Annotated in this window: 24 protein-coding genes; 13 read left to right on the top strand and 11 right to left on the bottom strand. The window is 77.0% G+C overall.

Annotated elements, in window-relative coordinates; translation table 11 throughout:
- Positions 1 to 391: 391 nt before the first annotated feature.
- The 7 genes from cydC to D5H78_RS00690 form a co-directional block, all read right to left on the bottom strand.
- Positions 392 to 2041, bottom strand: coding sequence for a thiol reductant ABC exporter subunit CydC (gene cydC / locus D5H78_RS00660; RefSeq protein WP_119948487.1), 1650 nt, complete (start codon positions 2039 to 2041; stop codon positions 392 to 394).
- Positions 2038 to 3702 (bottom strand): thiol reductant ABC exporter subunit CydD, encoded by a 1665-nt coding sequence (gene cydD, locus D5H78_RS00665; protein ID WP_119948489.1) that lies wholly within the window; start codon positions 3700 to 3702, stop codon positions 2038 to 2040. Before cydD ends, cydC begins: the two co-directional genes overlap by 4 nt.
- A gap of 13 nt (positions 3703 to 3715) precedes the next feature.
- Complete coding sequence (gene cydB, locus D5H78_RS00670) at positions 3716 to 4750, bottom strand: cytochrome d ubiquinol oxidase subunit II (protein WP_119948491.1); 1035 nt, start codon at positions 4748 to 4750, stop codon at positions 3716 to 3718.
- 3 nt (positions 4751 to 4753) lie between these two features.
- On the bottom strand, positions 4754 to 6187 hold the full coding sequence (locus tag D5H78_RS00675; protein WP_119948492.1) for a cytochrome ubiquinol oxidase subunit I: 1434 nt from the start codon (positions 6185 to 6187) through the stop codon (positions 4754 to 4756).
- 105 nt (positions 6188 to 6292) lie between these two features.
- On the bottom strand, positions 6293 to 6889 hold the full coding sequence (locus D5H78_RS00680; RefSeq protein ID WP_119948494.1) for an HPP family protein: 597 nt from the start codon (positions 6887 to 6889) through the stop codon (positions 6293 to 6295).
- On the bottom strand, positions 6886 to 7353 hold the full coding sequence (locus D5H78_RS00685) for a hypothetical protein (protein WP_119948496.1): 468 nt from the start codon (positions 7351 to 7353) through the stop codon (positions 6886 to 6888). Before D5H78_RS00685 ends, D5H78_RS00680 begins: the two co-directional genes overlap by 4 nt.
- A 1-nt stretch (position 7354) precedes the next feature.
- Complete coding sequence (locus tag D5H78_RS00690; protein ID WP_119948497.1) at positions 7355 to 9823, bottom strand: molybdopterin oxidoreductase family protein; 2469 nt, start codon at positions 9821 to 9823, stop codon at positions 7355 to 7357.
- Between the two features lie 156 nt (positions 9824 to 9979).
- Between D5H78_RS00690 and D5H78_RS00695 the strand changes: the two genes are divergently transcribed.
- From D5H78_RS00695 to D5H78_RS00705, 3 genes are read left to right on the top strand one after another with little or no spacing between them, the layout of a single operon-like run.
- Entirely contained in the window at positions 9980 to 11821 is a 1842-nt protein-coding gene (locus D5H78_RS00695; protein ID WP_119948499.1) for a glycoside hydrolase family 15 protein, read from the top strand.
- Positions 11822 to 11865: 44 nt separating this feature from the next.
- Positions 11866 to 13074, top strand: coding sequence for a zinc-dependent alcohol dehydrogenase (locus D5H78_RS00700; protein WP_119948501.1), 1209 nt, complete (start codon positions 11866 to 11868; stop codon positions 13072 to 13074).
- On the top strand, positions 13071 to 13529 hold the full coding sequence (locus D5H78_RS00705) for a hypothetical protein (RefSeq protein ID WP_218566079.1): 459 nt from the start codon (positions 13071 to 13073) through the stop codon (positions 13527 to 13529). Before D5H78_RS00700 ends, D5H78_RS00705 begins: the two co-directional genes overlap by 4 nt.
- A gap of 9 nt (positions 13530 to 13538) precedes the next feature.
- Here the strand turns inward: D5H78_RS00705 and D5H78_RS00710 are convergent, their stop codons facing one another.
- Positions 13539 to 14477: a PfkB family carbohydrate kinase gene (locus D5H78_RS00710; RefSeq protein WP_119948502.1), complete on the bottom strand. Its 939-nt coding sequence runs from the start codon at positions 14475 to 14477 to the stop codon at positions 13539 to 13541.
- Positions 14474 to 14653 (bottom strand): hypothetical protein, encoded by a 180-nt coding sequence (locus tag D5H78_RS00715; protein ID WP_119948504.1) that lies wholly within the window; start codon positions 14651 to 14653, stop codon positions 14474 to 14476. Before D5H78_RS00715 ends, D5H78_RS00710 begins: the two co-directional genes overlap by 4 nt.
- Positions 14654 to 14872: 219 nt before the next feature.
- On the opposite strand from D5H78_RS00715, the gene D5H78_RS00720 reads away from it, so the two are divergent.
- The 9 genes from D5H78_RS00720 (at position 14873) to D5H78_RS00760 (ending at position 23528) form a co-directional block, all read left to right on the top strand.
- Positions 14873 to 15391, top strand: coding sequence for a copper chaperone PCu(A)C domain-containing protein (locus D5H78_RS00720; RefSeq protein WP_133411971.1), 519 nt, complete (start codon positions 14873 to 14875; stop codon positions 15389 to 15391).
- A gap of 66 nt (positions 15392 to 15457) precedes the next feature.
- Complete coding sequence (locus D5H78_RS00725) at positions 15458 to 15808, top strand: NADH-quinone oxidoreductase subunit A (RefSeq protein ID WP_119948507.1); 351 nt, start codon at positions 15458 to 15460, stop codon at positions 15806 to 15808.
- The gene (locus D5H78_RS00730; RefSeq protein WP_119948509.1) at positions 15799 to 16887 is read left to right on the top strand and encodes a hypothetical protein; all 1089 of its coding nucleotides are present in this window, start codon (positions 15799 to 15801) and stop codon (positions 16885 to 16887) included. Before D5H78_RS00725 ends, D5H78_RS00730 begins: the two co-directional genes overlap by 10 nt.
- Positions 16880 to 17821 (top strand): NADH-quinone oxidoreductase subunit H, encoded by a 942-nt coding sequence (locus D5H78_RS00735; RefSeq protein ID WP_119948511.1) that lies wholly within the window; start codon positions 16880 to 16882, stop codon positions 17819 to 17821. The genes D5H78_RS00730 and D5H78_RS00735 overlap by 8 nt, the downstream gene beginning before the upstream one ends.
- Positions 17818 to 18405, top strand: a complete 588-nt coding sequence (locus D5H78_RS00740; protein ID WP_425472903.1) for an NADH-quinone oxidoreductase subunit J — start codon at positions 17818 to 17820, stop codon at positions 18403 to 18405. The genes D5H78_RS00735 and D5H78_RS00740 overlap by 4 nt, the downstream gene beginning before the upstream one ends.
- Entirely contained in the window at positions 18402 to 18704 is a 303-nt protein-coding gene (locus D5H78_RS00745) for an NADH-quinone oxidoreductase subunit NuoK (RefSeq protein WP_119948512.1), read from the top strand. Before D5H78_RS00740 ends, D5H78_RS00745 begins: the two co-directional genes overlap by 4 nt.
- Complete coding sequence (locus D5H78_RS00750; RefSeq protein WP_119948514.1) at positions 18701 to 20620, top strand: proton-conducting transporter transmembrane domain-containing protein; 1920 nt, start codon at positions 18701 to 18703, stop codon at positions 20618 to 20620. Before D5H78_RS00745 ends, D5H78_RS00750 begins: the two co-directional genes overlap by 4 nt.
- Before the next feature lie 2 nt (positions 20621 to 20622).
- The gene (locus D5H78_RS00755; RefSeq protein WP_119948515.1) at positions 20623 to 22113 is read left to right on the top strand and encodes a complex I subunit 4 family protein; all 1491 of its coding nucleotides are present in this window, start codon (positions 20623 to 20625) and stop codon (positions 22111 to 22113) included.
- Positions 22114 to 22115: 2 nt separating this feature from the next.
- On the top strand, positions 22116 to 23528 hold the full coding sequence (locus D5H78_RS00760; RefSeq protein WP_119948517.1) for an NADH-quinone oxidoreductase subunit N: 1413 nt from the start codon (positions 22116 to 22118) through the stop codon (positions 23526 to 23528).
- A gap of 30 nt (positions 23529 to 23558) precedes the next feature.
- Here D5H78_RS00760 and D5H78_RS00765 read toward each other — a convergent pair whose 3' ends face one another.
- Positions 23559 to 24806: a DUF2254 domain-containing protein gene (locus D5H78_RS00765; protein ID WP_165865540.1), complete on the bottom strand. Its 1248-nt coding sequence runs from the start codon at positions 24804 to 24806 to the stop codon at positions 23559 to 23561.
- Positions 24807 to 24906: 100 nt separating this feature from the next.
- Positions 24907 to 25215 carry an STAS domain-containing protein gene (locus D5H78_RS00770; protein ID WP_165865541.1) on the bottom strand — a complete coding sequence of 103 codons (309 nt, stop codon included), beginning with the start codon at positions 25213 to 25215 and terminating at the stop codon, positions 24907 to 24909.
- Positions 25216 to 25423: 208 nt separating this feature from the next.
- Between D5H78_RS00770 and D5H78_RS00775 the strand changes: the two genes are divergently transcribed.
- On the top strand, positions 25424 to 25864 hold the full coding sequence (locus D5H78_RS00775) for a ChaB family protein (protein WP_119949239.1): 441 nt from the start codon (positions 25424 to 25426) through the stop codon (positions 25862 to 25864).
- Positions 25865 to 25879 lie beyond the last annotated feature (15 nt).

Consider the following 25879-nt stretch of genomic DNA (forward strand, 5'->3'; position numbering starts at 1 on the left):
CCCTGTGGGCCTGCTGTGGACGCTGCTCGAGCGGCCGCGCGTGGCGCCGGGGACCCGGGGTAGTCGCCGTCCACGACCTCGCGGCCGGCCGGCAGGTCGTGGGGCCGAGGCCCGGCGCTCCAGACCACGTGGGCGCCGGGCCGCCCCGCGCCCGCGACGGCCGGGGACGCGAGGGTCAGGCCGGGGAGCCAGCCCCGCGGCCGGTGGCGGACGCACGCGGCGTGCGCCGCGTCGCGACGCGTCGGGCGGCGACCTCGCGCAGCACCTGCGGGGCCAGTTGCGTGGTGGTCGCGAAGCCCTGGCCGGGCCTCCACCGCCTCCCTCCGCCGCCGCGCGCCGGTGGGCCGCGGGTCCCGCGCCCCCACCGGGGCTCGGCCCCGGCGGCGGCGCGTCACACGGCGAGGGCCGCGCCGCCGCCGGTGCGCGCCCCGGACCCCACCTCGACGACGCGCCAGCGCGCGTCCAGCGCCGCCGGGCTGTGCGTGACGAGCAGCACCGCGCGCGGGTCGTCGGCGAGCACGCGCAGCACCCGGGCCGCGAGCGGGCCGTCGAGGTGCGCGGTCGGCTCGTCGAGCAGCAGCAGGGGCGCGGGGCTCAGCAGGGCGCGCGCGACCGACACCCGGGCGCGCTCCCCGGCGGAGAGCCGCTCGCCGGACTCGCCGACCCAGCCGTGCAGGCCGACGCCGTCGAGGACGTCGTCGAGGCCGAGGGCGCGCAGGACGTGCGCGAGGTCGGCGTCGGTCGCGTCGTGCCGGGCGAGGCGCAGGTTGCCGGCGACCGTGCCGCCGAGGAGCTGGGGGGACTGGGCCGACCAGGCCGAGCGGGCCCGCACGTCGGCGAGCGCGAGGTCCCGCGCGTCGGTGCCGCCGAGGAGCACCCGCCCGCGGTCGGGGTCGCGGGCGCGCAGGGCGAGGGCGAGCACGGTGCTCTTGCCGGCGCCGCTGGGCCCGGTGAGCGCGACCTTGTCGCCGGGGCCCACCTCGAGGTCGAGCCCGTCGAGGGCGGGGCGGGCCGCGCCGGGGTAGGTGAGGGCGACGCCCTCGAGCCGCAGCCCCGTCGCCCCGGGGGCGGGCAGCGGCTGCCCGGGCTCGCGGACCGCGGGCTCCAGCGCGCCGAGGGCCCGGACCCGGTCCGCCGCGGCGCGCACGCCCGCCGCGGCGGCCCAGGCGGCGCCCAGGCCCGCGACCGCCTCGAAGGCGCCGAGGACGCCGAGGGCGGCGGCGGCGAGGAGGGCGGGGTCCGTACCGCCCGCGGCGACGCCCTCCCCGACGAGCCACAGGGCCGCGACGAGCCCGAGCGCCGGCACGCCCTCGCGCAGCCAGGTGGTCGCCGCCGCGACGCGGGCGGCGGAGCGCTCGGCGATGACCTGCCGGTCCAGGTGCGCGTCGAGCGCGCCGAGGGCCGTACGGCCGCCGTCCGCGCCGAGGTGGTCGGCGAGCCCGTGCAGCAGGTCGAGGACGTCGGCGCCGACGGCCGCCTCCTCGCGCGCGCGGGCCACGGCCGAGCGCCGCCCCGCCCGCCGGGCCCACAGCGGCACGCCGGCCCCGAGCAGCACGAGCAGCGCGGCGAGGACGAGGGCCAGCGCCGGGCTCACGAGGGCGGTCAGGGCCACCGCCGCCCCCCCGGCCACGACCGCGACGGCGGCGGGGGCGAGCAGGCGGACGAAGGCGCCCTGCAGCTCGTCGACGTCCGCGCGGACCGTGGCGAGCAGGTCGCCGCCGCGCACCCCGGTCAGGGCCGCCGGCGCGAGGGGGACGAGCCGCTCGAGCAGCCCGGCGCGCAGGCGCGTGACGAGCCGCAGGGTGAGGTCGTGGGAGACGAGGCGCTCGGCGTACCGGGCCGCGGCGCGGGCCACGCCGAAGAGCCGGACGGCCGTGATGAGCGGCATGAGGACGAGCAGGGTGCTCGGCCGCTGGGCCGCGCCGGTGATGAGGGCGCCCGAGGCCGCGAGGAGGGCCGCGCCGCACAGGACGGTCAGCGTGCCCAGCAGCACCGCCAGCGCGGCCCGGCCGCGGGGGAGCAGGCGCAGCAGGTCGCTCACCGCCCGGCCCCCGAGGGCACCGCGGCGCCGTCGCGCAGCACGACGACCCGGTCGTGCAGGGCCAGGGGCGCCTCGCGGTGCGTGACCGTGAGGACGGTGCGGCCGCGCGCCAGCGCGTCGAGGGCGGCGAGGACCTCCGCCTCGCCCTCGGGGTCGAGCTGCGACGTCGGCTCGTCGAGCACGACGAGGACGGCGTCCTTGACGAGGGCCCGGGCCAGCGCCACCCGCAGGCGCTCGCCGCCCGACAGCAGCGCGCCGTCCTCGCCGACGGGCGTCGCCGCGCCCCGCGGCAGTGCGCGCACGAAGCCCAGCGCGTGCGCGGCCGCCAGCGCCGCCTCCACCTCCGCGTCGCTCGCGCCGGGCCGGCCGAGGCGCACGTTGTCCGCGACGCTGGCCGGCATGAGCCACGGGCGCTCGGGGACGTACGCCACCCGCGCGCGCCAGGCGTCCGGGTCGAGCTCGGCGAGGGGCACCCCGTCGACGAGGACCGCCCCCTCGTCGGGCGCGGTGAAGCCGAGCAGGACCCGCGCGACGGTGCTCTTGCCGGCGCCGCTGGGGCCGACGAGCGCGGTGCGCGAGCCCGCGGGCAGGTCGAGGTCGAGCCCGTCGAGGGCCGCCTGCCCGTCGTGCCGCACCACGACGCCCTGCAGCCGCACGCCCGGCACGCCCGCGGGGACGGGGCGGGTGCCGCGCGGCGGCTGCGGCCGGTCCAGCAGCGCGAGGAGCCGCTCGGCGGCCGGCACCCCCTCCAGCCGCGCGTGGTGGTCGCCGCCGAGGGCGCGCAGCGGGGCGAAGAACTCGGGGGTGAGCAGCAGGACGAGCAGCGCGCGCTCGAAGCCGAGGTGGCCCTCGAAGAGCCGGACGCCGACGGTGACCGCCACGAGGGCGGTGCAGAGCACCGCGCCGAACTCGAGGACGAAGCCGGAGAGGAACGCGGTGCGCAGCACGCGCATCGTCGACGCGCGGTACGCCTCGCCGGTGCGCACCAGCCAGTCCGCGCTGCCGCGCGCCCTGCCGTAGGCGACGAGGGTCGGCAGCGCGCGCAGCGTGTCGACGAGCAGGGCGCCGAGCCGGCCCAGGGCCTCCCACTGCCGGTCGGCGGCCTGGGCGGCGCGGGTGCCGACGAGCCAGAGGAAGACGACGAGGAGCGGACCGGTGACGACGAGGAGCAGGCCGCTCGGGGGGTCGAGCACGAGCACGGTCCCGGCGACGAGCACCGGCACCACGGCGGCGGTCACCGCCCCCGGCACGAAGCGGGCGACGACCGCGTCGAGCCGCGCCACGCCCTCCGTGGCGGTGCTCGCGACCTCGCCGGCGCGCTCCCCGACGACGGCGTCCGGGCCGAGCGCCAGCAGCGCGCGGGCGAGCCGGGCCCGGGCCGTGCGCCGTGCGGCGGAGGACGCGCGGGCGGCGAGCAGGTCGCGGGCCGCGACGGCACCGGCGCGGGCCGCCCAGGCCGCGAGCACGCCTGCGAGGGGCGCCGGCAGGGCGGCGGGCGGCGTGCCGTCGACCACGGCCACGACGACGTGCGCCACGAGCGCCCACTGCGCCAGCAGCAGCGCCCAGACGAGCACCGCCAGCGCGGCGCACGCCGGGACGAGCCACCGCGCGCCGGCGAGGGCGAGCACCCGTCCGGTCGCGCCCCCGGCTCCCCTGGCCACTAGGAGACCGCCACTAGTAGCCCCGGTCGAGCGCGCCCTCGTCCGGGCGCACCCGCTCGCGGAAGACGTAGTAGTTCCAGATCTGGTAGCCGATGATGAGCGGCAGGAAGATGGCGCCGACCCACGTCATGAGCTCCAACGTGTACGGCTCGCTGGCCGTCTCCTCGAGGGTCAGGCTGAGGTCGTCGCTGATGGTCGACGGCAGGACGACCCCGCGCGTGAACAGCGCGATGAAGACCGTCATCGTGGCGAAGACGATGGTCAGCCCGCTCATGACGAAGGCGAGGACGTCCCGGCGCGTCACGAGCGCGAGCCAGATGCTCGCCAGGGTCAGGAAAGCGGCTGCCGGGAAAAGCCACGGCAGCACGCCGAAGTCCTCGAAGAGGCCCTCGGTCACGTAGCCCTGGATGACGAACACGAGGATCGCCACGGTCGCCAGGGCGCCCCAGACGAAGGCCATGGTCCGGGCCCGGCGGTAGAGGACGGTGTCCGTGTGCAGGCGCAGCAGCAGGAAGTTCGCGCCGTGCAGGACGAAGAGCAGCAGGGTCGCCGCGCCGCCGGCGAGCGCGAACGGCGTGAACACGTCGCCGAGCCCGCCGCCGACCGTCTGGTCGTCCCGCACCGGCATGCCCTCGATGATCTTGGCCATGACGACGCCCCACAGGAACGACGGCACGATGCTGCCGAGGAAGGACATCCAGTCCCAGACGTCGCGCCAGCGCTGGCTGTCCACCTGGTTGCGGTACTCGAAGGACACCCCGCGCAGCAGCAGCGCCAGCAGGATGACGACGAACACCGGGTAGAGCCCGCTGAAGAGCGCGCCGTACCAGACGGGGAACGTCGAGAACATCACGCCGGCGGCGGCGATCACCCACACCTCGTTGCCGTCCCAGAACGGGCCGATGGTGCCGGTGAGGGCGCGCTCCTCGCTCTCGTCCTTGGCGATGAGCGGGCGCAGCGCGTCGACGCCGAAGTCGAACCCCTCGAGGAAGAAGTAGAGGGTGAAGGTGAGCGCGATGAGCCAGAACCAGAGGTCGACGAGGTCCACGGCTCAGCGCTCCCGGTCGTAGCCCACGGGCCCGCCGACCCCCGTGCCCTCGTAGTCCGGGGCGGGCGCGGCAAGGATCTCGGCATCGGGCTTGTGCGTGCCCGCCTTCGCCGTCTTGGTGAGCAGGTAGATGTCGAGCCCGATGAGCCCGAGGTAGACCACCCACAGGCCGACGAGCCCGGTGAGCACCTCGGTCACGGAGTTGGCGCTGACGCCCTCGTCGACGGTGAGCAGGCCGTAGACCATGAACGGCTGGCGGCCCATCTCGGTCGTCATCCAGCCCGTGAAGTTGGCGATCCACGGCAGCGGCAGCAGGAGCACGAGGGCGCGGAGGTACCACCGGGTGCCGTCCAGGGCGCCGCGGCGGCGCCACCACAGGAACAGGCCCGCGAAGGCCGCGCCCATGAGCAGGACGCCGATGCCGACCATGATGCGGAACGACCAGTAGACCCAGGTGACCGGCGGGATGTAGTCGCGGCCCTCGCCGTAGAGCTCCTGGTACTCCTCGTTGAGCGAGTTCAGCCCGCGGTAGCTCGCGCTGAGGTTGTTCTCGGCGAGGATCGACCCGACGTACGGGATCTCCAGGCTCCAGGTGTTCTCCCGGCGCTCCTCGTCGATGAGGGCGAGGGCGGACCAGGGGGCCGGGGAGCCCGAGTCCTCCCACTGGGCCTCCATCGCCGCGAACTTCATCGGCTGGTCCTCGCGGGCGTACTGCGCGGCGGTGTGCCCGCTGGCCGCCGAGAAGACCGTGCCGACGGCCGCGAAGACGAGCGCGAGGCGCAGCGCGCGGGAGAAGACGTCGACGTCGTGCTTGCGCAGCAGGTGGTAGGCGCTGATGGCCAGGACGAAGAAGCCGGCGACGGTCCAGGCGCTGCCCTGCACGTGCAGCGAGTAGAGCCACGCCTTGGGGTTGAAGACGACGGCGGAGAAGTCGGTGAGCAGCGCGCGGTCGCCCACCACCTCGTACCCGACGGGGTGGTGCATCCAGGCGTTGGCGAGCACGATCCAGAACATGCTGATCTGGGTGCCGATGGCGACGAGCCAGATCGCGCCGAGGCGCATCCACGGCTTGAGCCGGTCCTTGCCGAACCACCACAGGCCGATGAACGTGCTCTCGAGGAAGAACGCCATGAGCACCTCGAGCGCCAGCGGCACGCCGAAGATGTTGCCGACGAACTCCGAGTACTCGCTCCAGTTCATGCCGAACTGGAACTCCTGCACGATGCCCGTCACGACGCCCACGGCGAAGTTGATGAGGAACAGGTGCCCGAAGAAGGAGCTCATCCGGTCGTAGACCGTGCTCCGCCCGCGCCGGAAGTACGCGAACGTCTCCATGACCGCGATGAGGAAGGCCAGTCCGACCGTCAGCGAGACGAAGAAGAAGTGGAAGATGCTCGTGGACGCGAACTGGAACCGGCTGAGATCGACCACGTCCATGGGGTGCGGACCTTCCTCCGTACGGGGGACCGTGCCCGTCCAGCCTGGCACGGGTCCCCGCGGTCGGCAGGGGGACGTTCGTCACGCTGCCCCGGTACGGCGGGGTCAGTCGCCCCGGTCGGCGCTGGTGGACCGCGTGGACCCGTTGCCGCGGGCACCGTCCCGGCGGTCGTCCCACAGGGGCTGCGGCGTGCCGAGCAGGCGGTTCAGCGCCACGCCGAGCACGGTGACGAGCACGACGGCGCCGCCCATCGCGACGAGCTCCGCGGCCGAGGTGAGGATGCCCAGGCTGACGATGAGCGTCGTCGCCCCGGCCGGCGGGTGCGGGGCGTCGAGGAGCTTGAGCACGAGGGCCGTGAGGGCGACGGAGAGCGCGGCCGCGCCCGTACGGGCCGCGGTCACGCCCTCCTGCACCACCGGCGGGTGGTCCGCGAGGCCGAAGGCGACGAGGCAGGCCGCACCGGCCAGCAGCGCCACGCCGTGCCCGAGGAGCGTGTTGCGCGGCGCGGCCGAGCGCTGCCGCGGCGTCTCGAAGAACAGCATCACGGTCGGGCCGAGGCTCGGGAAGAGCAGCGGCTGGCGCAGGAGCAGCGCGGCGAGCCCGGCCGCCGCCAGGACCGCGAGGCAGAGGAGGAAGGCGTACGCGCCGCCGCCGACCCGCCCGGCCCGCTCCTGCGCCGCCCCCAGCAGACCGCCGCTCACGTCGAGCCGCCGCCGGCGAGGAGCGCCTGCGGCGCGGCCTGCTTGATGCGGGTGTTGAGCCACCGCAGCTGCTGCGTCGTCTCCTGCTCGCACTCCGCGACGAGCTGGAGCAGCTCGCGGTCGCGCACGCCCTGCGCCGCCTGGCCCAGGACGGTCCAGGTGATGTCCACCAGGCTCGCGAGGAGGTAGAGGTCCTGCAGGTCGCGCAGCAGCCCCACGCCGCCGGAGCGGGTCTCGGACAGGGCTTGCGCGTGCAGCCGCTCGGGCTCCTCCTCACGCTGCTCGCCGTAGCGCTCGACGGCTGTCCGCAGGCGCTCGACGTGACCGTCGCACCACTGGGCGAGGTGGTGGCAGAGGACGTGGACGTCGGGCTCGGCCGCGTGCCCGTCGGCGACCTGCCGGAAGGAGGCGGCGAGCGCCTGCGAGGCGCCGTGCTGCAGGCCGAGGTACGTCGCGAGGTGCACGTCAGCCCCTCCCGGTCCGGACGTCCTCGTCGACCCGGGCGTCCGGCCCGCCGACCGTCCGCGGCACGCCGTCGGGCCGCGCCGGGGCGGAGGCCGTCGTCGTCGGGGCGGGCGAGGCGCCGGTGCCGGGCCGGACGCGCGTGATGCTCACGGCACCCACCTTGAAGAGCGGCTGCTTCGACACCGGGTCCCACTCGGTGAGGGTCATCTCGTTGGCCGCGCGGCCCGGCCCGCCGCCGGGCGATGACCCGTCGCCCGGGAGGTCCCAGTAGCCGAAGTGGAACGGCACGAAGGCCACGCCGTCGCGCCCCCTGCCGACCCGTGCCGGTGCCTCCACGGACCCGCGGGGCGAGGCGACCCGCACGACGTCGCCCTCCTCGACGCCGAGCCGCTGCGCGTCGCCCACGGAGAGCTCGACCCACGCGCCCGGCGCCGCGCGGCGCAGCTGCCGGGACCGCCCGGTCTTGGTGCGGGTGTGGAAGTGGTAGACCGTCCGGCCCGTGGTCAGGGCGAAGGGGAACTCCTCGGACGGCGACTCCGGCGGCGGGACGTACGGTGCGCCCTTGAGGAAGGCGCGGCCGTCGGGGCGCTTCGCGCGGTAGGTCTGCTCCCCGATCGCCCCGCCGGTGAGCAGGTCGTGCCCGTACGACTCGCAGACGTCCGGCGCCGTGGGGAAGACGCCGTCGGCGTAGAGCCGGTCGGTGCCCTCCGGGCGCTCCGCCGGGGCTGGCCACGGGATGCCGCTGCCGCCGCGCAGGCGGTCGTAGGACAGGCCGGTGTAGTCGCAGGGGCGCCCGCGCGTGCACTCCCTCCAGGCCTCGAACACCTCCTCCGGGGAGGTCCAGGTGACGAGCGGCGCCCCGTCCTTGTCGCGGAAGCCCATGCGCCGGGCGTAGTCGAGGAAGATGTCGAGGTCGCTGCGCGCCTCGCCGGGCGGCTCGACGGCCTTGTCCGACAGGTGGACGGTCCGGTTCACGTTGGTGAACGTCCCCTGCTTCTCGCCCCAGAGTGCGGCCGGCAGGACGACGTCGGCGAAGCGGGCCGTCTCGGTGAGGAAGCCGTCCTGCACGACCACGAACAGGCCCTCCCGCTGGAGGATCCGCCGGACCCTGGCCAGCTCGGGCAGGCTCACCGCGGGGTTGGTCGCGGAGATCCAGAGGAAGCGGATCGACCCCTGCTCGCAGTAGCGCCAGATCTGCATCGCGTGGGTCGGCGGGGACCAGTGCGGGATGACGAGCGGGTCGACGTTCCACAGGTCCGCCAGCTCCTGGATGTGCTCGGCGTTGTCCCAGTTCCGGAACCCGGGGAGGTCGCCGTCGGCGCCGCACTCCCGGGTGTTCTGCGCCGTGGGCTGGCCGTTCATCTGCAGGACGCCGCAGCCCGGGCGGCCGAGCAGGCCGCGCAGCAGGTGCAGGTTGTTCACCTGGCAGGCCGCCGCCGTCGCCTGGTTCGACTGGTAGAAGCCCTGCAGCACGGTCGAGAGCACGCGCCCGCTGGTGCCGAAGACCTCGGCGGCGCGCCGGACGTCGGCGGCGGGGACCCCGCAGACCTCGGCCACGTGCTCCGGGGTGTACGGCTCGACCTCCCGCGCGAGCTCGTCGAGGCCCAGCGTGTGCGCGGCGACGTACTCCTCGTCGACCCAGCCGCGGTGGAGCACCTCCCGGACGAGCCCGTTCATGAGGGCCTGGTTCGTGCCCGGGAGGGGGGCGAGGTGCACGCCGCCGGTGGCGACGGCGGCCTCCGCGACCTTGGTGGTGCGGGGGTCGACGGCGACGACCACCGGCGGGTCCACCCCCTCGATGCGGTCGAGCACGCGCATCCACAGGACCGTCTGCGTCTCGGCCATGTTGTGCCCGTAGAGGAAGATCGCGTCGGTCGCCTCGATGTCGGTGTAGCTGCCCGGCTGGCCGTCCGAGCCGAAGCTCTCCTTCATGGCGGCGGCGGCCGTCGCCGTGCACAGGCGCGTGTTGCCGTCCATGTGCGGGGTTCCGAGGCCGGCCTTGCCGATGACGCCGAGGGCGTAGTACTCCTCGAGGAACAGCTGCCCGCTGGTGTAGAAGCCGTGGGTCAGCGCCCCCGCCTCGGTGGCCAGCAGGCGCTGGGACTCCGCGACGACCCGGCCCATCGCCGTGTCCCAGTCGGTCTCGACGAGCTCCCCGGAGCCGTCGCGCACCAGGGGCCGGGTCAGGCGGTCGCTGCGGTCCCACTGCCAGGAGCCGTACAGCCCCTTGGGCCCGAGCCGGCCCCGGTTGACGACGTCCACCGCCCGGCCGCGGACGCCGACCATCCGCCCGTCCTTGACGGCGATGTCGCACGCGCAGCCGTTGCTGCAGAGCACGCACGCCGACTGGACCCAGCGGTCCGGCTCGCCGGACCCGGGGTCGAGGTGGGTGTCGATGCGCACGGGCCACGGCTCGTCCCGGCCGTGCGGGGTGCGCGTGCCCCAGACGTCGGCGATGCGGTCGGTCACCGGTCCTCCTCGTACCCCGTCCCGTCGGTCCGGGCGCCGGACCGTCGCGACGACTACCCCGCGGGACCCGCGGCGCACCTGTCGGTCGCCTGACGGTCCCGACGGTGGTGCACCACCGGCCGTGTCCGGCGGCGGCCGGTGGGGCAGGGTCGGGGCATGGGCTCCCGGATCGAGGACTACGCCGTCGTCGGCGACCTGCAGACCGCCGCGCTCGTGGGGCGCGACGGCTCCGTCGACTGGCTCTGCCTGCCCTCGTTCGACTCGGGGGCCTGCTTCGCGGCCCTGCTGGGCGACCGGCAGGCCGGGCGGTGGCGCGTCGCTCCGGCGGGGGCGGGGGACTGCACGAGCCGGCGCTACGTCGGGGAGTCGCTGGTGCTCGAGCAGACCTGGGAGACCCCGACGGGCACCGTGCGGGTGCTCGACCTCATGCCGCCGCGCGGGGAGGCGCCCGACCTGGTGCGCATCGTCGAGGGGGTGGAGGGCGAGGTCGAGGTCGAGAGCGACCTCGTGGTCCGGTTCGACTACGGCAGCGTCGTCCCGTGGGTGCGCCACCCCAAGGGCCGCTGGTCGGCCGTGGCGGGACCCGACGCGCTGTGGCTCGACACGCCGGTGCGGCTCGAGGGGCGCGACGACCGGACGACGTCGTCGCGGTTCCGGGTGCGGGCCGGCGAGCGGGTCCCGTTCGTGCTGACCTGGCACGAGTCGTACCGCAAGGCGCCCCACCCGGTCGACCCGGAGCACGCGCTGCAGGAGACGCTGCGCTTCTGGCGGCACTGGCTGCGGGGCTCGACCTACGCGGGACCGTACGAGGCCGCCGTGCGCCGCAGCCTGGTCGTCCTCAAGGCGCTCACCTACGCCCCGACCGGCGGCGTCGTCGCCGCGGTCACCACGTCGCTCCCGGAGGCGCTCGGCGGGGTCCGCAACTGGGACTACCGCTTCTGCTGGCTGCGTGACGCCGCGTTCACGCTGCAGGCCCTCGCCGGCGCGGGCTTCGTCGACGAGGCCAAGGCCTGGCGGCGCTGGCTGCTGCGGGCCGCCGCGGGCGACCCGGCCGACGTGCAGATCATGTACGGCCTCGACGGCCGCCGCCGGCTGCCCGAGCACGAGCTGCCGTGGCTGGCCGGGTACGAGGGCTCGTCGCCCGTCCGCGTGGGCAACGCCGCGGTCGACCAGTTCCAGCTCGACGTCTACGGCGAGGTCCTCGACGGCCTGCACGCCGCCCGCTCGGCCGGCCTGAGCGCCAACGACGACGCGTGGGACCTGCAGGTGGCGATCACCGAGCACCTCGCGACGGTGTGGCGGCGCCCCGACCGCTCGCTGTGGGAGGTGCGCGGCCCGGAGCGCCACTTCGTGCACTCGAAGGTCATGGCCTGGGTGGGCTTCGACCGGATGGTCAGGACCGCCGAGGAGGGGGGCCTGGACGCGCCGCTGGACCGGTGGCGGGCCGAGCGCGACGCGGTGCACGCGCAGGTGTGCGAGCAGGGCTGGGACGCGGAGCGCGGGACCTTCACGCAGTACTACGGCTCCCGCGGGCTCGACGCGGCGCTGCTGCTGCTGCCGCGCCTGGGCTTCCTGCCGCCGGAGGACCCCCGGGTGCGGTCCACGGTGCGCGCGGTGCAGCGCGAGCTGTGCGAGGACGGCTTCGTGGTGCGCTACCGCCCCGACGCCGACCCCGAGGGCGAGCACGGCAGCGTCGACGGCCTCCCCGGTACGGAAGGCGCTTTCCTCGCCTGCAGCTTCTGGCTGGCGGACGCCCTGGCGCTCATCGGCGAGGAGGACGAGGCGGTCGCGCTCTTCGAGCGCCTCCTGGGACTCTGCAACGACGTCGGGCTGCTCAGCGAGATGTGGGACCCGCACCTCGGCCGCCAGCTGGGGAACACCCCGCAGGCCTTCAGCCACGTCGAGCTGGTCAACACCGCGATCGCGCTTGGGGCGCACCGCCCGGAGCGGCTGCGCACCGACGACGGGACCGACGCGCGAGGTTGCGGGCCGGGGTGACGGGTAGCCGGTGCCGGAGCGACCGACCAGCAACGGGAGGCACCATGAAGGCCGTCGTGTGGCACGGGCCCGGCGACATCAGGCTCGACGACGTGAGCGACCCGACCATCCAGGAGCCGAACGACGCGGTCGTGCGGATCACGACGTCGGCGATCTGCGGCACCGACCTGCACATGGTCCGCGGCACCATGGCCGGGATGGAGCCCGGCACGGTCCTCGGGCACGAGGCCGTCGGCGTGGTCGAGGAGACCGGGCCCGGGGTCCGGAACCTGCCGAAGGGCACCCGGGTCGTCATCGGCTCGACCGTCGGGTGCGGCTACTGCTCGTACTGCCGCTCGGGGACGTACTCGCAGTGCGACAACGCCAACCCCAACGGGCGCAACGCGGGCACCGCGTTCTTCGGCGGCCCGGGGCCGACCGGGCCGTTCGACGGCATGCAGGCGGAGTACGTGCGCGTGCCGTTCGCCAACGTGGGCGCGGTCCCGGTGCCCGAGGGCGTCACCGACGAGCAGGCGATCATGGTGTCGGACATCTTCCCCACCGCCTGGTTCGGCGGGCGGCTCGCGGAGGTCGGCCAGGGGGACACCGTGGCGGTGCTCGGGGCCGGTCCCGTCGGGCAGTTCGCGGTCGTGTCCGCGCTGCTGCAGGGCGCCGGGCGGGTCATCGTCGTCGACGGGGTGCCGAGCCGGCTCGAGGCGGCGCGGCGGCTCGGTGGCGAGGCCGTGGACTACAACGCCGAGGACCCCGTGCAGGTCCTGCAGGAGATCACCGGCGGCAGCGGCCCGGACCGGGTCATCGACGCGGTCGGCGTCGACAGCGAGCGCCCGAAGACCGGCCCCGCCGCCGAGGGCGCCGAGCCCGCCGAGCAGGCGGAGCAGGAGCGCGCCCAGGTCGCGCCGGACAGCGGGCAGCGGGGCGAGCAGTGGGAGCCGGGCGACGGGCCCTCGCAGGCGGCGCTGTGGGCCGTGCAGGGGATCGCCAAGGCGGGGACGATCGGGGTCATCGGCGTCTACCCGCAGACCTACGCGACCTACCCGTTCGGCCAGGCGTTCATGAAGAACCTGACGATCCGCACCGGCAACTGCCCGCACCGGCGCTACATCCCCGACCTGCTGCGGCTCGTCGCGAGCGGTGTCGTCGACCCGGCCACCGTGATGACGCAGCACGAGGGGGTCACGAACGCGATCGAGGCGTACGAGACCTTCGACCGCCGCGAGGAGGGCTGGATCAAGACGGTCCTGAGCACGTCGTGAGGGCGCTGCTCGTCGGGGCGGCCGCCGGGGCGGCCGGCACGACGGCGCTCGACGCGGTGACCTACGTCGACATGGCGCTCCGCGGGCGACCCGCCAGCTCGACGCCGGAGCAGTCCGTGGAGAGGCTGGCGGACAGGGCGCACGTGCGGGTCCCGGGTGAGGGGGAGCAGCAGGACGCCCGGGTCTCGGGGCTGGGTCCGCTGCTCGGCATCGCCAGCGGCGTCGGCGTGGGCGTGCTGTACGGCGCCGTGCGCGACCTGGGCTGGCGCCCCTCCGTGCTCGTCGGCGGGCTGGCCACGGCGGCTGCCGCGATGGTGGGCACCAACGGACCCATGGCCGTGCTCGGCGTCTCGGACCCCCGGACGTGGAGCGCCTCGTCCTGGGTGTCTGACGTCGTCCCGCACCTCGCGTACGGCCTCGTCACCGCGGCGACGGCGGCAGCGGCGGAGCGCTGAGGCGGAGGGTCACCGGCGGCGGTCGCGGACGAGGTCCGTGACCGCCGCCGCGTCGTAGCGGGGCCGCCCGCCCGCGACGGACACCGCGAGCGAGGCGGCGGCCGAGGCCCGCCAGGCCGCGTCCTCCACCGGGTCGCCCCTGAGCAGGGCGACGGCGAGGGCGGCGACGTACGAGTCCCCGCCGCCGGTCTTGTCGACGACGTCCACGTCGAGCAGGGGGATGCGCAGGCAACCGCGTTCCCACGCCACGACGTTGCCCTCGGGCCCCGCGCCAAGGGCCACGACCCGCGGGCCGGCGGCGACGAGCTCGCGGGCGGCTTCCTCGACGGCCCCGACGTCGGGCAGCTCGCGCCCCACGAGAAGCTCGGCCTCGTGCGCGTCGGCGCGCAGCACGTCCGCCCGGCGCAGCAGCGCCTCGCGCAGGCCGTCGTCCCCCGGCGCGCCGTCGGCCAGCAGGCACGGAGCGCCCGGAGCGGCGGGGCCGAGGGCCTCGAGGGCGGCGTACGCGGCGTCCGCGGGGGTCTGCAGCTGGAGCAGGACCCACCGCGCGGCGGCGAGCGCACCCGCCGACGCCCTGACGTCCTCGGGTCGTACGAGCACCTCGTCCGGCGCGTCCTCCAGCAGCCGGCGGGTGCCGTCCTCCTCGACGACGTCGAGCAGCAGCGCGGTGGCGGCTGCGGGGCGCACCACGACGCCCGACACGTCCACGCCGTCCCGGCCCGCCGTGCGCAGCGCCCGCGCGCCGGCGTCGTCGTCGCCGACCACGCCGACGAGCGCGGCGGAGGCGCCGAGCCGGCGGCACGCCACGGCCTGGTTCGCGCCCTTGCCGCCGAGGCCCTCCCACTCCCGTCGGGCCGGCGCCGACCCGTCGGGGCCGGGCAGGCGCGACGCGCGCACCACCAGGTCGCGGGCGACCTGCCCCACGACGACGACCTCGGCCGCGCTCACCGCGCCACCGGGTCGCGCTGGCGGAGGGCCCGCCGCGAACGGCAGCAGGTGGCCGAGCGAGCGGCCGGCAGGACGTCGCCGGCGCTGCGCACGCCGAGGTCCGCGACCGCCCCCGCCGGGCCTGCCACGAGGTCCGGGTCCTCGCCCCGGGGGACCCGCCGGCCCACGTGCCGCATCCGTGCCTCCTGCGTCCTGCGTCCTGCCGCGCCCGGGCAGGCGCAGCGCAGGGTGCCGGGCTACCCGCCGAGGGGCCGCTCCACGCCGTGGCGCTCGCCGTGCCCCCGGGGAGGGAGCCGGACCGCCTGCCGCCCCGGACCGACGCCGCTGCCTTGCGGTCGCCTGACGACCTCAGCCCGGGCCGTGACGCGCCCGGCCCGGCCGGGCACCGGGGCTCCATGACCGGTGGACGACGCACGGCGCTGCGCGCCGCGACGGGGGCGCTCGCCGCCCTGGCCGTCGCGGGCTGCGGCGCGGGGACCTGGGGGCAGGAGCAGGAGAGCGCCTCGACCACGCCCGACGTGGCCGAGGTCGACGACGACCGGGGGGTGCTGCTGCGCGGGGCGTACCTGCAGGAGCCGCCGGACGGCGCGCGGGCGTGGGCGGAGGGCAGCGACGTGGCGGTGCAGGGCCGGCTGCTCAACGAGGCCGCGGCCCGCGACGCCGTGCTGTCCGCCTCCTCGCCGGCGGCGGCGGGCGTCGACCTCGTCGACCCGTCCGGCGCGGTCGTCGGCTCGCTCCCGCTGCCGCCGGGCGAGCCGGTCGACCTGCGTCCCGGCGGCCCGACGCTGGTGCTCCGCGACGTGCAGCGGGAGCTGCCCGAGGGCGAGCAGGTCCAGCTCACGCTCGTGCTGCGCGAGGCCGGCGAGCTGCCCGCGACCCTCCAGGTGCTCATCGAGGACCCGGCGGCCGGCTGAGCGTTCGCACCGCGCCCAGCGGGGTAGCGGCGTGCGGGGTCGGCCGGGAGGGAGCGGAGGTGCGCGATGGGCGAGTACGCGGGTGCCCTCGGCCTCCTCCTCGTGGCGCTGGCCGGGGTCGGCGGGCTCTACCTCGTGCACCGTGCCACCGCGCTGCGCCCGGACGCCGTCGAGGCGCTGCCGTTCCTGTCCGGCTGGGAGCCGGAGCAGCACGCGCTGTCCCGCTTCCACGTGCGCTGGTACCCCGCGACGCTCGTCTTCCTGGCCTTCGACGTGGAGATGCTCTTCATGTACCCGTGGGCCGTGGTGGTCGCGGAGGTCGGCGCGTCCGCCGTCGTCGAGATGTTCCTCTTCCTCGGCGTCCTGTTCGTCCCCGTGGTGTGGGCCTGGCGCGAGGGGGCGCTGCGGTGGGTCTGAGCCTGGACCGCCTCGCCCTCGGCGGCACGCGCGTGCTCGTCGCCGAGGCGCCCGGGGCCCGGGTCGTCCGCGCCGCCGTGGAGCGCGCGGCCCTGGGCCGCGGCTGGGGGCTGGCCTCGTCGCCGGCGCAGGCCGGGGTGCTCGTCGTCTGCGGCGCGCCGCAGCAGCGGCTGCAGGAGGCGGTCGACCGGGTCTGGGACCAGCTGCCGGGGCCCCGGGCCCGGGTGGGGGTGCTCGTGCCGCAGGACGCCGCCCCCGCGCTCGAGCGCGCCGCGGGGCACCTCGCCGACCGGGCCGAGCAGCGGCGCGACGCGGACGCGCGCGGCGCCGGCCCGGGCGCCGGCGGCGAGGAGGGCGACGACGGGGGGCACGGGGACGACGGGGACATGAGCGACATGGGCATGGCGCCCGCCGGGGTGCCGCTCGCCGGCGGCGACGAGGACCGGGACGGGCTGGAGATGGACGTCCTGCAGGTGCCGCTGGGGCCCGTCCTGCCGGCGTGGCCCGCGGGGCTCGTGCTGCGCTGCGCGCTGCACGGGGACGTCGTGGCGTCGGCGGAGGTCGAGGTGCTCGCGGGGAGCGGCCCGGGCGGCGGCAGCGCCGCTTCCCGGGCCGCCGACGGCGCGGCGCGGCTGCTCGCCCTGGCCGGCTGGGACGACGCCGCCGCCGCAGCCCGGCGGGCGCGCGACGCGCTGCTCGACGGGGACGACGCGCGCGCCGGGCACGTCCTGGAGGGCCTGCGGCGGCGCGTCGCCCGCTCCCGGGCCCTGCGCTGGCAGCTGCGGGGCCTGGGCCGGCTCGACGGGGCGGCGCTCGCCGAGCACGGCCTGCCCGGCCGGCTCGGCGGCGACGTGCACGACCGCCTGCTCGCGCTGCTCGACGCGGCCGCGGGCGACCCGCGGTATACGGGCGAGGGGGACCCCGACTCCGCCGCTGCTGCCGACGCCGCTGCGGCCGACGCTGCCGTCGTCGCGGCCCTCCCGGCGCTCGTCGCCGGGCTCGACCTCGCCGCCGCGCGCCTCGTCGTCGCGAGCCTGGACCCGGAGCCCGTACCGGAGCGGCGGGTGGCCCGTGGCTGAGGCGGCGGTGGAGACGGCCGCGGCGCCGTGGGCGCTGCTGGCGGCCGTGCTGCTGGGCGCGCTGGCGCTCGGGGCCGCGTGCCTCGACGGCGTCCTCGCGGCGTGCGCCGAGGGGGTCCCGGCACGGGTGGGGCTGCGCGCCCCCGTGGCGCGCACGGCCGCGCTGCTGCGCCAGCGCCGGCGCACGACCGTGGCGGCGGACGGGCTGCTGCAGCGGGCCGGTGGCGGCGGCCTCGTCGTCGCCGCCCTGCTCATGGTCGCGGTCGTCCCGCTGGGCGGGCACGCCCTCGCCGACCTCCCCGCCGGCGTCGTGTGGTTCAACGCGATGGACGTCCTCGTCTGGGCGCTCGTCTGGCTGGCCGGCTGGGGCGGGGACTCCGCCCTGGCCCTCGTCGGCGGCTACCGCTTCCTCGCCCAGGCCCTCGCGTACGAGCTCCCGCTCATGTTCGCCCTCACGGCCCCGGCGGTCGCCGCGGGCAGCCTCCGGGTCGCCGACGTGGCCGCGGCCCAGGACGGGCTGTGGCACGTGGTGTGGATGCCGGTCGCCTTCGCGGTGTACTGCGCCGGCGTCGTCGCCTTCAGCGTGCAGGGGCCCTTCGCGCCGCCGGCCGGCCTCGACCTCGCGGGGGGCGTCCTCACCGAGGCCTCCGGCGCCGACCGGCTCCTGCTGCAGGCCGGTCGGTACGCCCTGCTCGCCGCGGGGGCGGCGTTCGCGGTGCCGCTCTTCCTCGGCGGCGGCGCGGGGCCGCTGCTCCCGGGCTGGGCCTGGGTCCTGCTCAAGGCAGGGCTGCTGCTCGCCGCCCTCGTCGTCCTGCGCCGCCGCGTCCCGGCGGTGCGCCCCGACCGCTTCCTCGAGGCGGGCTGGCTGGTGCTCCTGCCCGCCGTGCTGCTGCAGCTGCTCGTCGTCGCCGTCGTCGTCGTGGGGAGGGGCTGAGCGTGCCGACCGACCTGGGCGCCGCCGTGGGCGTCGCGTTCTGGGGGCTCGCCGTCGTGGCGGTCGCCGCCGGCGTCGCCGTCTTCCGCGTCGACTCGATGGCCCGGGCGACGTACGCGCTCGCGGTCTCGTTCGTCGCCGTCGGCGCGGCGCTGCTCCTCGTCGGGCTCGACTACGTCGGGCTCGTCGTCGTCCTCATGATGGTCATGGAGATGGCCGTCATGGGCGTCTACATGGTCATGCTCATGGGGATGAACCCGGCCCTCATGCCGATGAGCATGGTGCACTCGGGCCGGCGCGCGGCCGTGCTCGCCGCCGGGACCTTCGTCGTCCTCGCCGCCGGGGCGCTGCTCGTGCCCTGGCCCGAGCGCCGCGGCGCCCCCGCCCCCGACACGGTCGCCGCGCTCGGCACCGCGCTCATGGAGTCGACGATGCTCGTGATGCTCGTCGTCAGCCCGGTGATGGTCGCGACGATCGTGGCCGGCGTGGCGCTCGCCGTGCCGCGCGGGCGCTACGACCGGCTCGGCGACGACCTGCGCCGGCGCCCCGCGGACGACCCCCAGCCGGGCGGGGTGGGCCGGTGACCCTCGAGGCCGTGCTCGTCGTGGCCGCCGCGCTCGTCGCCGTGGGCCTCTACGGCGCGCTGTCGCAGCAGGTCGTCGTCATGGTGATGATGGGCCTCGAGCTCATGCTCAACGGCGTCATCCTCGCCGCGGGGGCGGTGTGGTGGTTCCTCGCGCCCGACCCGACCGGGCAGGTGCTGCTCCTCGTCGTCGTCGCCGCCATGACCGTGGAGATGGCCATGGGGTTCGCCGTGGCCACGCTGCTGCACCGCTCCCGCGGCACGGACATGACCGACATGGCCGCGGACCTGCGGCGGTGAGCGCTCTCCCGCTCTGGGGCCTCGTCCTGCTGCCGGCGGTCGCGGGGGCGGCGCTGGCGCTCGCCGGGCCGCGGGCCGAGCGGGTCGCCGTGCCCGTGTCGCTGGTGACGGCGACCGCCACGGCCGTGCTCGCCGGCGTCGCCGCGGTCCAGCGGCCGTCGCTGTCGGTGCCGTTCGTCGCGGGGGCGCCGTTCGCCCTCGCCGTCGACGCGCTCGCGGCCCTCGTGCTGCCGGCGGTGGCGGTGGTCACGCTCCTCGTGCTCGTCTTCGCGGCGGGGGACGTGCACGCCTCGCGGGCGCGGTTCCACGGCCTGGTGCTGCTCTTCGCCGCCGCGGTCGGCGTCACGGCGACCGCGACCACCCTGCCCGCGCTCCTGCTGGCGTGGGAGGTGATGGGGGCGACCTCGTACGCCCTCATCGGCTTCCCCTGGTCCGACCGGGCGCACGTCGCCGGCGGCGAGGCGGCGTTCGTCACGACCCGCACGGCCGACCTCGGCCTCTACGCCGCGGCGGCGGCCGGGCTGGCGGGCGGCGCGGGGCTGCGCCTCGACGACCTCGCGTCCGCCGACGGGGCCTGGCAGGACCTGGCGGCGGCGGGCGTCCTCGTCGCGGCGCTGGGCAAGGCGGCGCAGCTCCCGTTCTCCGCCTGGCTCTCGCGGGCCATGCTGGGGCCGAGCCCGGTGAGCGCCCTCCTGCACTCGGCGGCGATGGTCGCCATGGGCGGCTACCTGCTGCTGAGGGCCGCGCCCCTGCTGGAGGCGACGGGCTGGGCCGCGACCGCGGCGGCGTGGGCGGGTGCCGCGACGGCGCTGCTCCTCGGCGTCGTCGCGCTCGCCCAGCGGGACCTCAAGCAGCTGCTCGCGGCGTCCACCGCGGCGCAGCTCGGCTTCGTCGTCCTCGCGGCGGGCCTCGGCGCGGTGGCGGGCGGGGCGGCGCACCTCGTCGCCCACGCGGCCACCAAGGCGCTGCTGTTCCTCGCGGCGGGCGCCTGGCTCTCCGCCCTGGGCACGCGGCGCCTGGAGGCCCTGCGGGGTGCGGGGCGCCGGTGGGTGCTCGTCGGCGCGACGGCGGCGGTGGGCGCCCTCTCCCTCGCCGGGGTCGCGCCGCTCGCGCTCTGGGCGACGAAGGACGCGGTGCTCGCGGCCGCCCGGGAGGAGGCGCCCGCCCTGTACGCCGTCGGCCTGGCCGCCGCGGCCCTCTCGGCGGCGTACGCGGGCAAGGTCCTGCTCGTCGTGTGGCGGCCCGCTCCCGACGGCGTCGAGGACGGCTGGGACGACGAGCGCCCCGGGACGCGCCACGTCGGCCGCCTGGAGCAGGCGCCGCTGGTCGTGCTCGCGCTGGGGGCGGCGCTGCTCGGCGCGCTCGCGCTGCCGCCGGCCGGGGACGCGCTGCGCCGCGCCCTGGGCGGGTCGACGCCCGCCGCCGGCGCCGCCGAGCTGGCCCTGTCCGCGGTGCTGGCGCTGGCCGCCGTCGCCGCGGTGGCGCGGTGGGGCTCCCCGGAGCCGCGCTGGGCGCTCGACTGGCTGGGGCTCGAGCGGGCCACCCGGGCCGTCGCCGTGCGCCCCGTGCTGGCCCTCGCCGAGGGGCTGGCGCGGTTCGACGACCGCGTGCTCGACCGGGCGGTGCACGGCGGCGCGGGCGCGGCGCTCGCGGCCGCGCGGGCGCTCGCGGGCCTGGACGACCGCCGGGTGGACGGCGCCGTCCGGGCCGCGTCCCGGGGCGGCCTGCTGCTCGGGGCCGCGGCCGCGCGGGCGGACACCGGGGGCGTGGACCGGGCCGTCGAGGCGACCGCCGGGGGCGCGCGGCGGGCCGGGCGGCTCGCCCGCCGCCCGCAGACCGGCCTCCTGCACGAGTACTACGCCCAGGCCGCCGCGGTGCTCGCGGCCGGTGTCCTCCTCCTCGTCCTCGTGAGGTGAGCGTGCTCAGCGTCCTCGTCGTCCTGCCCCTCGTCGCCGCGGCGGTGCTCGCCGCGGCCCCCGCGCTGCCCGACCGGGCCGCGCGCCGGGGCTGGGTCGCCGTCAGCGGCGTCGAGGTGGCCCTCGTGGCGGCGCTCTGGCTCGGCTACGAGGACCCCGGCCCCCGGCGGCTGGCGCACGAGGAGCAGGTGCCGTGGATCCCGGGCGTGGGCAGCAGCTACCACGTCGGCGTCGACGGGCTGAGCCTGCCGCTGCTCGCGCTGACCTGCGTGGTGTTCGCCGCGTGCGCGGTGCACGCGCTGCGCGAGGAGCGCCGGCCCCGCGTGCAGGCGGCGCTCATGCTGTTCCTCCAGGCGACCTGCCTCGGGGTCTTCGCGGCCCAGGACCTCGTCCTGTTCTTCGTGTTCTTCGACCTGTCGATCGTCGGGATGGACTTCCTCATCGCCGGCTGGGGCCACGGCGACGCCGCCCGCTCGGCGCTGAAGTTCTTCCTCTACACGTTCCTGGGCTCGCTCGCCCTGCTGCTCGGGTTCATCGGCCTCTACGCCGCGTCCGAGCCGCGCACCTTCGACATGGTCGCGCTGGCGCAGGACCCCCCGCTGCAGGACGAGCCCCTGGTGGGCGGCCTCGTGCTCGCGGCACTGCTCGTCGGCCTGGCGGTCAAGACGCCCACGTTCCCCTTCCACACCTGGCTGCCGCCCGCCCACACCGACGCGCCGGCGGTGGGGTCGGCCGTGCTGGCGGGCGTGCTGCTCAAGATGGGCACGTACGGCTTCGTGCGCATCGCGATGCCGATGCTCCCGGCCGCCTGGCGCGACTGGGCGTGGGTCGTCGTGGCCGTGGGGGTCGTCTCGGTCCTGCACGGCGCCCTCGTCGCGCTCGCGCAGACCGACCTCAAGCGCATGGTCGCCTACACGTCCGTGAACCACATGGGCTACGTCGTCCTGGCCGTCGGCGCCGCGGGCGTCGTCGCGGGCTCGGACGCCGAGGCCCGCGAGGTGGCCGTGACGGGGGCGGTCGTGCAGATGGTGAGCCACGGCCTCATCACCGGCGCCCTCTTCCTGCTGGCCGGCACGCTGCACGACCGGGCGGGCACCTACGACCTCGACGCGTACGGGGGCCTCGGCACGGTCGCGCCGCGCTTCGCCGTGCTGCTGTCGGTGGGGGCCTTCGCCTCGCTCGGGCTGCCCGGCTTCAGCGGCTTCATCGCGGAGTTCCAGGTGTTCGCGGGCAGCGTCGCCACGGTGCCCTGGACCGCGGTCGCCCTGCTCGGGATCCTCGTGACCGCCGCGCTGTTCCTGCGGGCCCTGCAGCGCCTGCTCGTCGGCGAGGTGCGCGGGCGCTCGGCGGGCTTCCGCGACCTGCGCCCCTCCGAGGTGTGGTCGGTCGCCCCGCTGCTGCTCCTGGCCCTCGTCCTCGGCATCGTGCCGCGCCCGCTGCTCGACGTCGTGGAGCCCGCCGCCGGGGCCGTGGTCGGCCTCGTCGGGCGGTAGGCGTGGAGCCGCTCGCCCTGCTGCCCGAGGCGCTGCTCCTCGGCGGGGCGCTCGCCGCCCTCCTGGCCGGCTCCTTCCTGCCGCGGGAGCGGCAGTGGGTCGCCCGCCTCGTCGCGGCCGCCGCGCTCCTCGCGTCGTCGGTGGCGTCGGCTGTCGCCCTCGCCGGCCCCGCGCGGACGGTGTTCGAGGGGACGTACGCCGTCGACACCGCCACGGGAGCGGCCCGTCTCGTCGTGGCCCTCGCGACGCTCCTCGTGCTGGGCCTGGGGGTCGACGAGCTGGCGGGGGACCGGCAGGAGAGCGAGGCGTACTGCCTGCTCCTGCTCTCCGCGCTCGGGGCGGTCGTGGTCGCCGGCGCCGACGACCTGCTCGTCCTCGCCGTCGGCTTCCTCCTCGCGAGCATCCCGCTCTACGCGCTGGTCGGACTCGCCCGCACGCCCGCGGCGGCGGAGGCCGCGCTGAAGACGTACCTGCTCGGTGCCCTCTTCGGCATCACCATGCTCCTCGGGGTCACCGTCCTCTACGGCGCGACCGGCACCACCTCGTACGCCCTCCTCGGCGAGCGCTTGCCCGGTGCGCCGGACGCGGCGGTCGCGCTGGGCGCGGTCGCCGTCGTGGGTGGCCTCATGTTCAAGGCCGGCGGCGTGCCGGGCCACTTCTGGGTGCCCGACGCCGCGCAGGGCGCGGGGGTCGCGGCCGCGGCCTTCGCCACCACCGTGCCGAAGGTGGGCGCCCTCGTGGCCGTGCTCCGGCTCGTCGACGTGCTGGCGCCCGTGGCCGGCGTACGCCTCCTCGTCGGCCTCCTCGCCGCGGCCGGGATGGTGCTGGGGAACCTCGCGGCGCTCGGGCAGACCGACCCGCGCCGGCTGCTGGGCTGGTCGACCGTCGCCCAGGTCGGCTACCTGCTCGTCCCGGTCGCCGTGGTCGGCCGCTCGGACCTCGCCGTCCCGTCGCTGCTGCTCTACCTCGCCGCGTACGCCGTCACGAACCTCGCCGCCTTCGCGGTCGTCGCAGCGCTGCCCGCGCGGCGGGACCTCGCCGCGTACCGGGGCCTCGCCGGCGCGCGCCCTGGGCTGGCCGCGGCGCTGCTCGTCGCCCTGCTGGGTCTGCTCGGGACGCCGCCGACGGCGGTGTTCGCGGGGAAGCTCACGACGGCGACCGCGGCGTGGGACGGCGGCGAGCCCTGGCTCGCGGTCGTCGTGGTCGTCACCACGCTGCTCAGCCTCGGCTACCACCTGCGGTGGTTCGTCCCGGCGTACCGGGCGGGGGAGCCGCCGGAGCGCGCGGACCGCGGTGCCTTCGTCCCGCGGCCGCGGGCCGCGGCGGCCGCCGCCGTGGCGGCGGTGGCGAGCGTGGCGCTGGGGGTCGCGGCCGGCCTCGCCTGGGCCGTCGCCGACGGCCCGCTCGTGCGCTGAGCCGCCGCCCCGGCGGTGCGCCGGGGCCGGTCAGCGCAGCCAGGTGTCCGACGGGTCGCCGGGCCCCGGGGCCGGCGCGTCCTGCGCCGCGCTCCGCCGCGCGGCCACCGCCGCGTCCACGGCGTCCCGGTGCTCGGGCAGGGCGGCCTCCCGCAGGTCCGCGAGCATGACGTCCAGCCGCCGCAGGACGCGGGGGGAGTCCGAGCCCCAGTGGGCGATCTCCTCGGTGGCCAGGGCCAGGTGGTCGGCGAGGGCCGGACCGGGCACGTGGACCGCGAGCGCGCCGTCCCGCGTGCACCGCTGGCGCGGCCGCAGGTGCCGGCTGACCAGGCGGCGCAGGAGGTCGTGCAGCTGGTCGACGACCTGCACCGCGGTGGTGGGGTCGTTGACGCCCGGCGACAGCGCCCGCTCGGCGATGTCGACGAGCTGGCGCAGGCCGAAGCCCACGTCCTGCTGCAGGCTGCGCTCCTTGCCGAGCAGGACGCCCGCCCGCAGCCGCGCGGCGGGCAGCGCGTCCTCGTCGGCGCCGTGGACGTCGAGCAGCGGCGCCCCCGCCGGCACGAACTCGCCGACGGCGCGCCGCAGGACGACCGTAGCCCCGCAGCCGCCGGCGAGGCGGGCGAGCCCGGCGTCGTCGACCTCCTGCACCACCCCCGGCGCCGCTGCCGCCACCGTGCGCCCCGGCCACGGGGGCAGCGGCAGGCCCGCTGCGGGGTCGGCGTCGGCCGGGTGCACGCGCTCCAGCAGCGCGCGGGTCTCGTCGCCGATGCGCTCGACGATGGTGGCGGCCCGGATGGACTGCGCGATGTGGTGGATGTAGCCGAGGAAGACGAGCACGCTCGCGAGGACGAAGGCGAACGCGGTCGTGACGGCGAGCTGGGGGACGAACGGGTCGACCTGCGCGGTCCCCCGGACCGAGCGGAGCACGACGAGGGCGTACGTGAAGGTCGCCACGAAGACGCCGAGCGCGAGCTGGTTGGAGCGGTCGTCCAGGAAGCTGCGCAGCACCCGGGGCGAGAACTGGCTGCTCGTGAGCTGCAGGACGACGACCGTGATCGAGAAGACGAGGCCCGTGAACGAGATCATCGACGAGATGACGGCCGACAGGACGGCGCGGGCACCCTCCGGCCCGCCGGCGAAGAGGAACGGCAGCGTCAGCGAGGTGTCGAGCGAGCGGTCGAGCCGGGCCAGCGCGAGGCCCAGCAGCGCCGCGGACGCCGTGCACACCAGCGGGAGCACCCAGAAGCGCCGGGCCAGCCGGCGCACCCTCTCCAGCACGGGACCTCCCCGGGTACGGGCCGGCCCTTCCGGCGCCGGCCTCGTCCGCGCCCTGGCCACTCCCGACGCGACCGGTCACGGCGCGCGGCACGGGCCGGGCTCAGGGCGCCGCGCCGACGAGGAGCCCGCCGAGCCCGAGGAGCCGCAGGACGCGGGCCACCGGGGGGCGCGCCCCCCAGACGCGCAGGCAGGTGCCCCGCGCCTCGGCCTCGCCCGCGAGGAGCCCGAGGAAGCCGGCGCCGGCCGCGTCGGCGGAGGTGACGTCGGACAGGTCGACGACGAGCACCGGCGGGACCGGCCGGACCCGCTCCAGCACCCGCTCGAGCTCGGGCACCCGGGCGAGGTCCAGCTCCCCGTCGAGCTCGACGGTGACGGCGACCGGTCCCCGGTCGTGGACGGCGACGTTCATCGGGTCCCCCTCCCGCGGCCTGACGGACGCCTCCACCCGACCAGCCGGCGGGCGCCCGGGCAAGCCCGCGGCCGGCATCGTCAGCGGACCGTCAGGCGCGGCGGGTGCCGCGGGCGGTGCGGGCGGGGGCGTGCCCGTCGCCGGGGCGGGTAGCGGACCGGCAGCGACCTCGGGCCCGCGGGGGCGCACCGGGAGGAAGGGGGCCGTGATGGCCGGCAGCAAGCCGCACGAGGAGGCCGAGGAGCTGCGCGACGAGGTGCCCTCGACCGTGGCGCGGTCCGACGACAAGGCCGTGCGCACGTTCGCCAAGACGCTCGAGTCGGCGGAGGAGTCGTACGGGCCGGGCGAGCGCGCCCGGCGGACCGCCTTCGCCTCGCTGAAGCACACGCACGAGAAGGTCGGCGACCACTGGGAGCCGAAGGACGAGAACGGGCCGTCCGACCCTCAGGCGGCGAAGAGCGCGCCGGAGTCGCGCGACGCCCCGCGGGAGAGCGCGCAGGGCGTCGACGCGGCGGCGAGCAAGGCGCACCTGCTCGAGGTGGCGGAGAAGGTGGGCGTGGAGCACACGAGCCGGATGACCAAGGACGACCTCGTCGAGGCGATCCAGAAGGCGAACGCCCGCGCCACGGCGAAGGCGCGCCGGGGCTGAGCGCGCCGTCCCTGC

This window comes from Vallicoccus soli, assembly GCF_003594885.1.
In the GTDB taxonomy this organism is placed as follows: Bacteria; Actinomycetota; Actinomycetes; order Motilibacterales; family Motilibacteraceae; genus Vallicoccus; species Vallicoccus soli.

Coding starts and splice junctions, on each gene's coding strand:
- D5H78_RS00675 (WP_119948492.1), bottom strand. CDS start 6,187: ATGGACGTGGTCGATCTCAGCCGGTTCCAGTTCGCGTCCACGAGCATC.
- D5H78_RS00695 (WP_119948499.1), top strand. CDS start 9,980: ATGGGCTCCCGGATCGAGGACTACGCCGTCGTCGGCGACCTGCAGACC.
- D5H78_RS00700 (WP_119948501.1), top strand. CDS start 11,866: ATGAAGGCCGTCGTGTGGCACGGGCCCGGCGACATCAGGCTCGACGAC.
- D5H78_RS00715 (WP_119948504.1), bottom strand. CDS start 14,653: ATGCGGCACGTGGGCCGGCGGGTCCCCCGGGGCGAGGACCCGGACCTC.
- D5H78_RS00720 (WP_133411971.1), top strand. CDS start 14,873: ATGACCGGTGGACGACGCACGGCGCTGCGCGCCGCGACGGGGGCGCTC.
- D5H78_RS00725 (WP_119948507.1), top strand. CDS start 15,458: ATGGGCGAGTACGCGGGTGCCCTCGGCCTCCTCCTCGTGGCGCTGGCC.
- D5H78_RS00770 (WP_165865541.1), bottom strand. CDS start 25,215: ATGAACGTCGCCGTCCACGACCGGGGACCGGTCGCCGTCACCGTCGAG.
- D5H78_RS00775 (WP_119949239.1), top strand. CDS start 25,424: ATGGCCGGCAGCAAGCCGCACGAGGAGGCCGAGGAGCTGCGCGACGAG.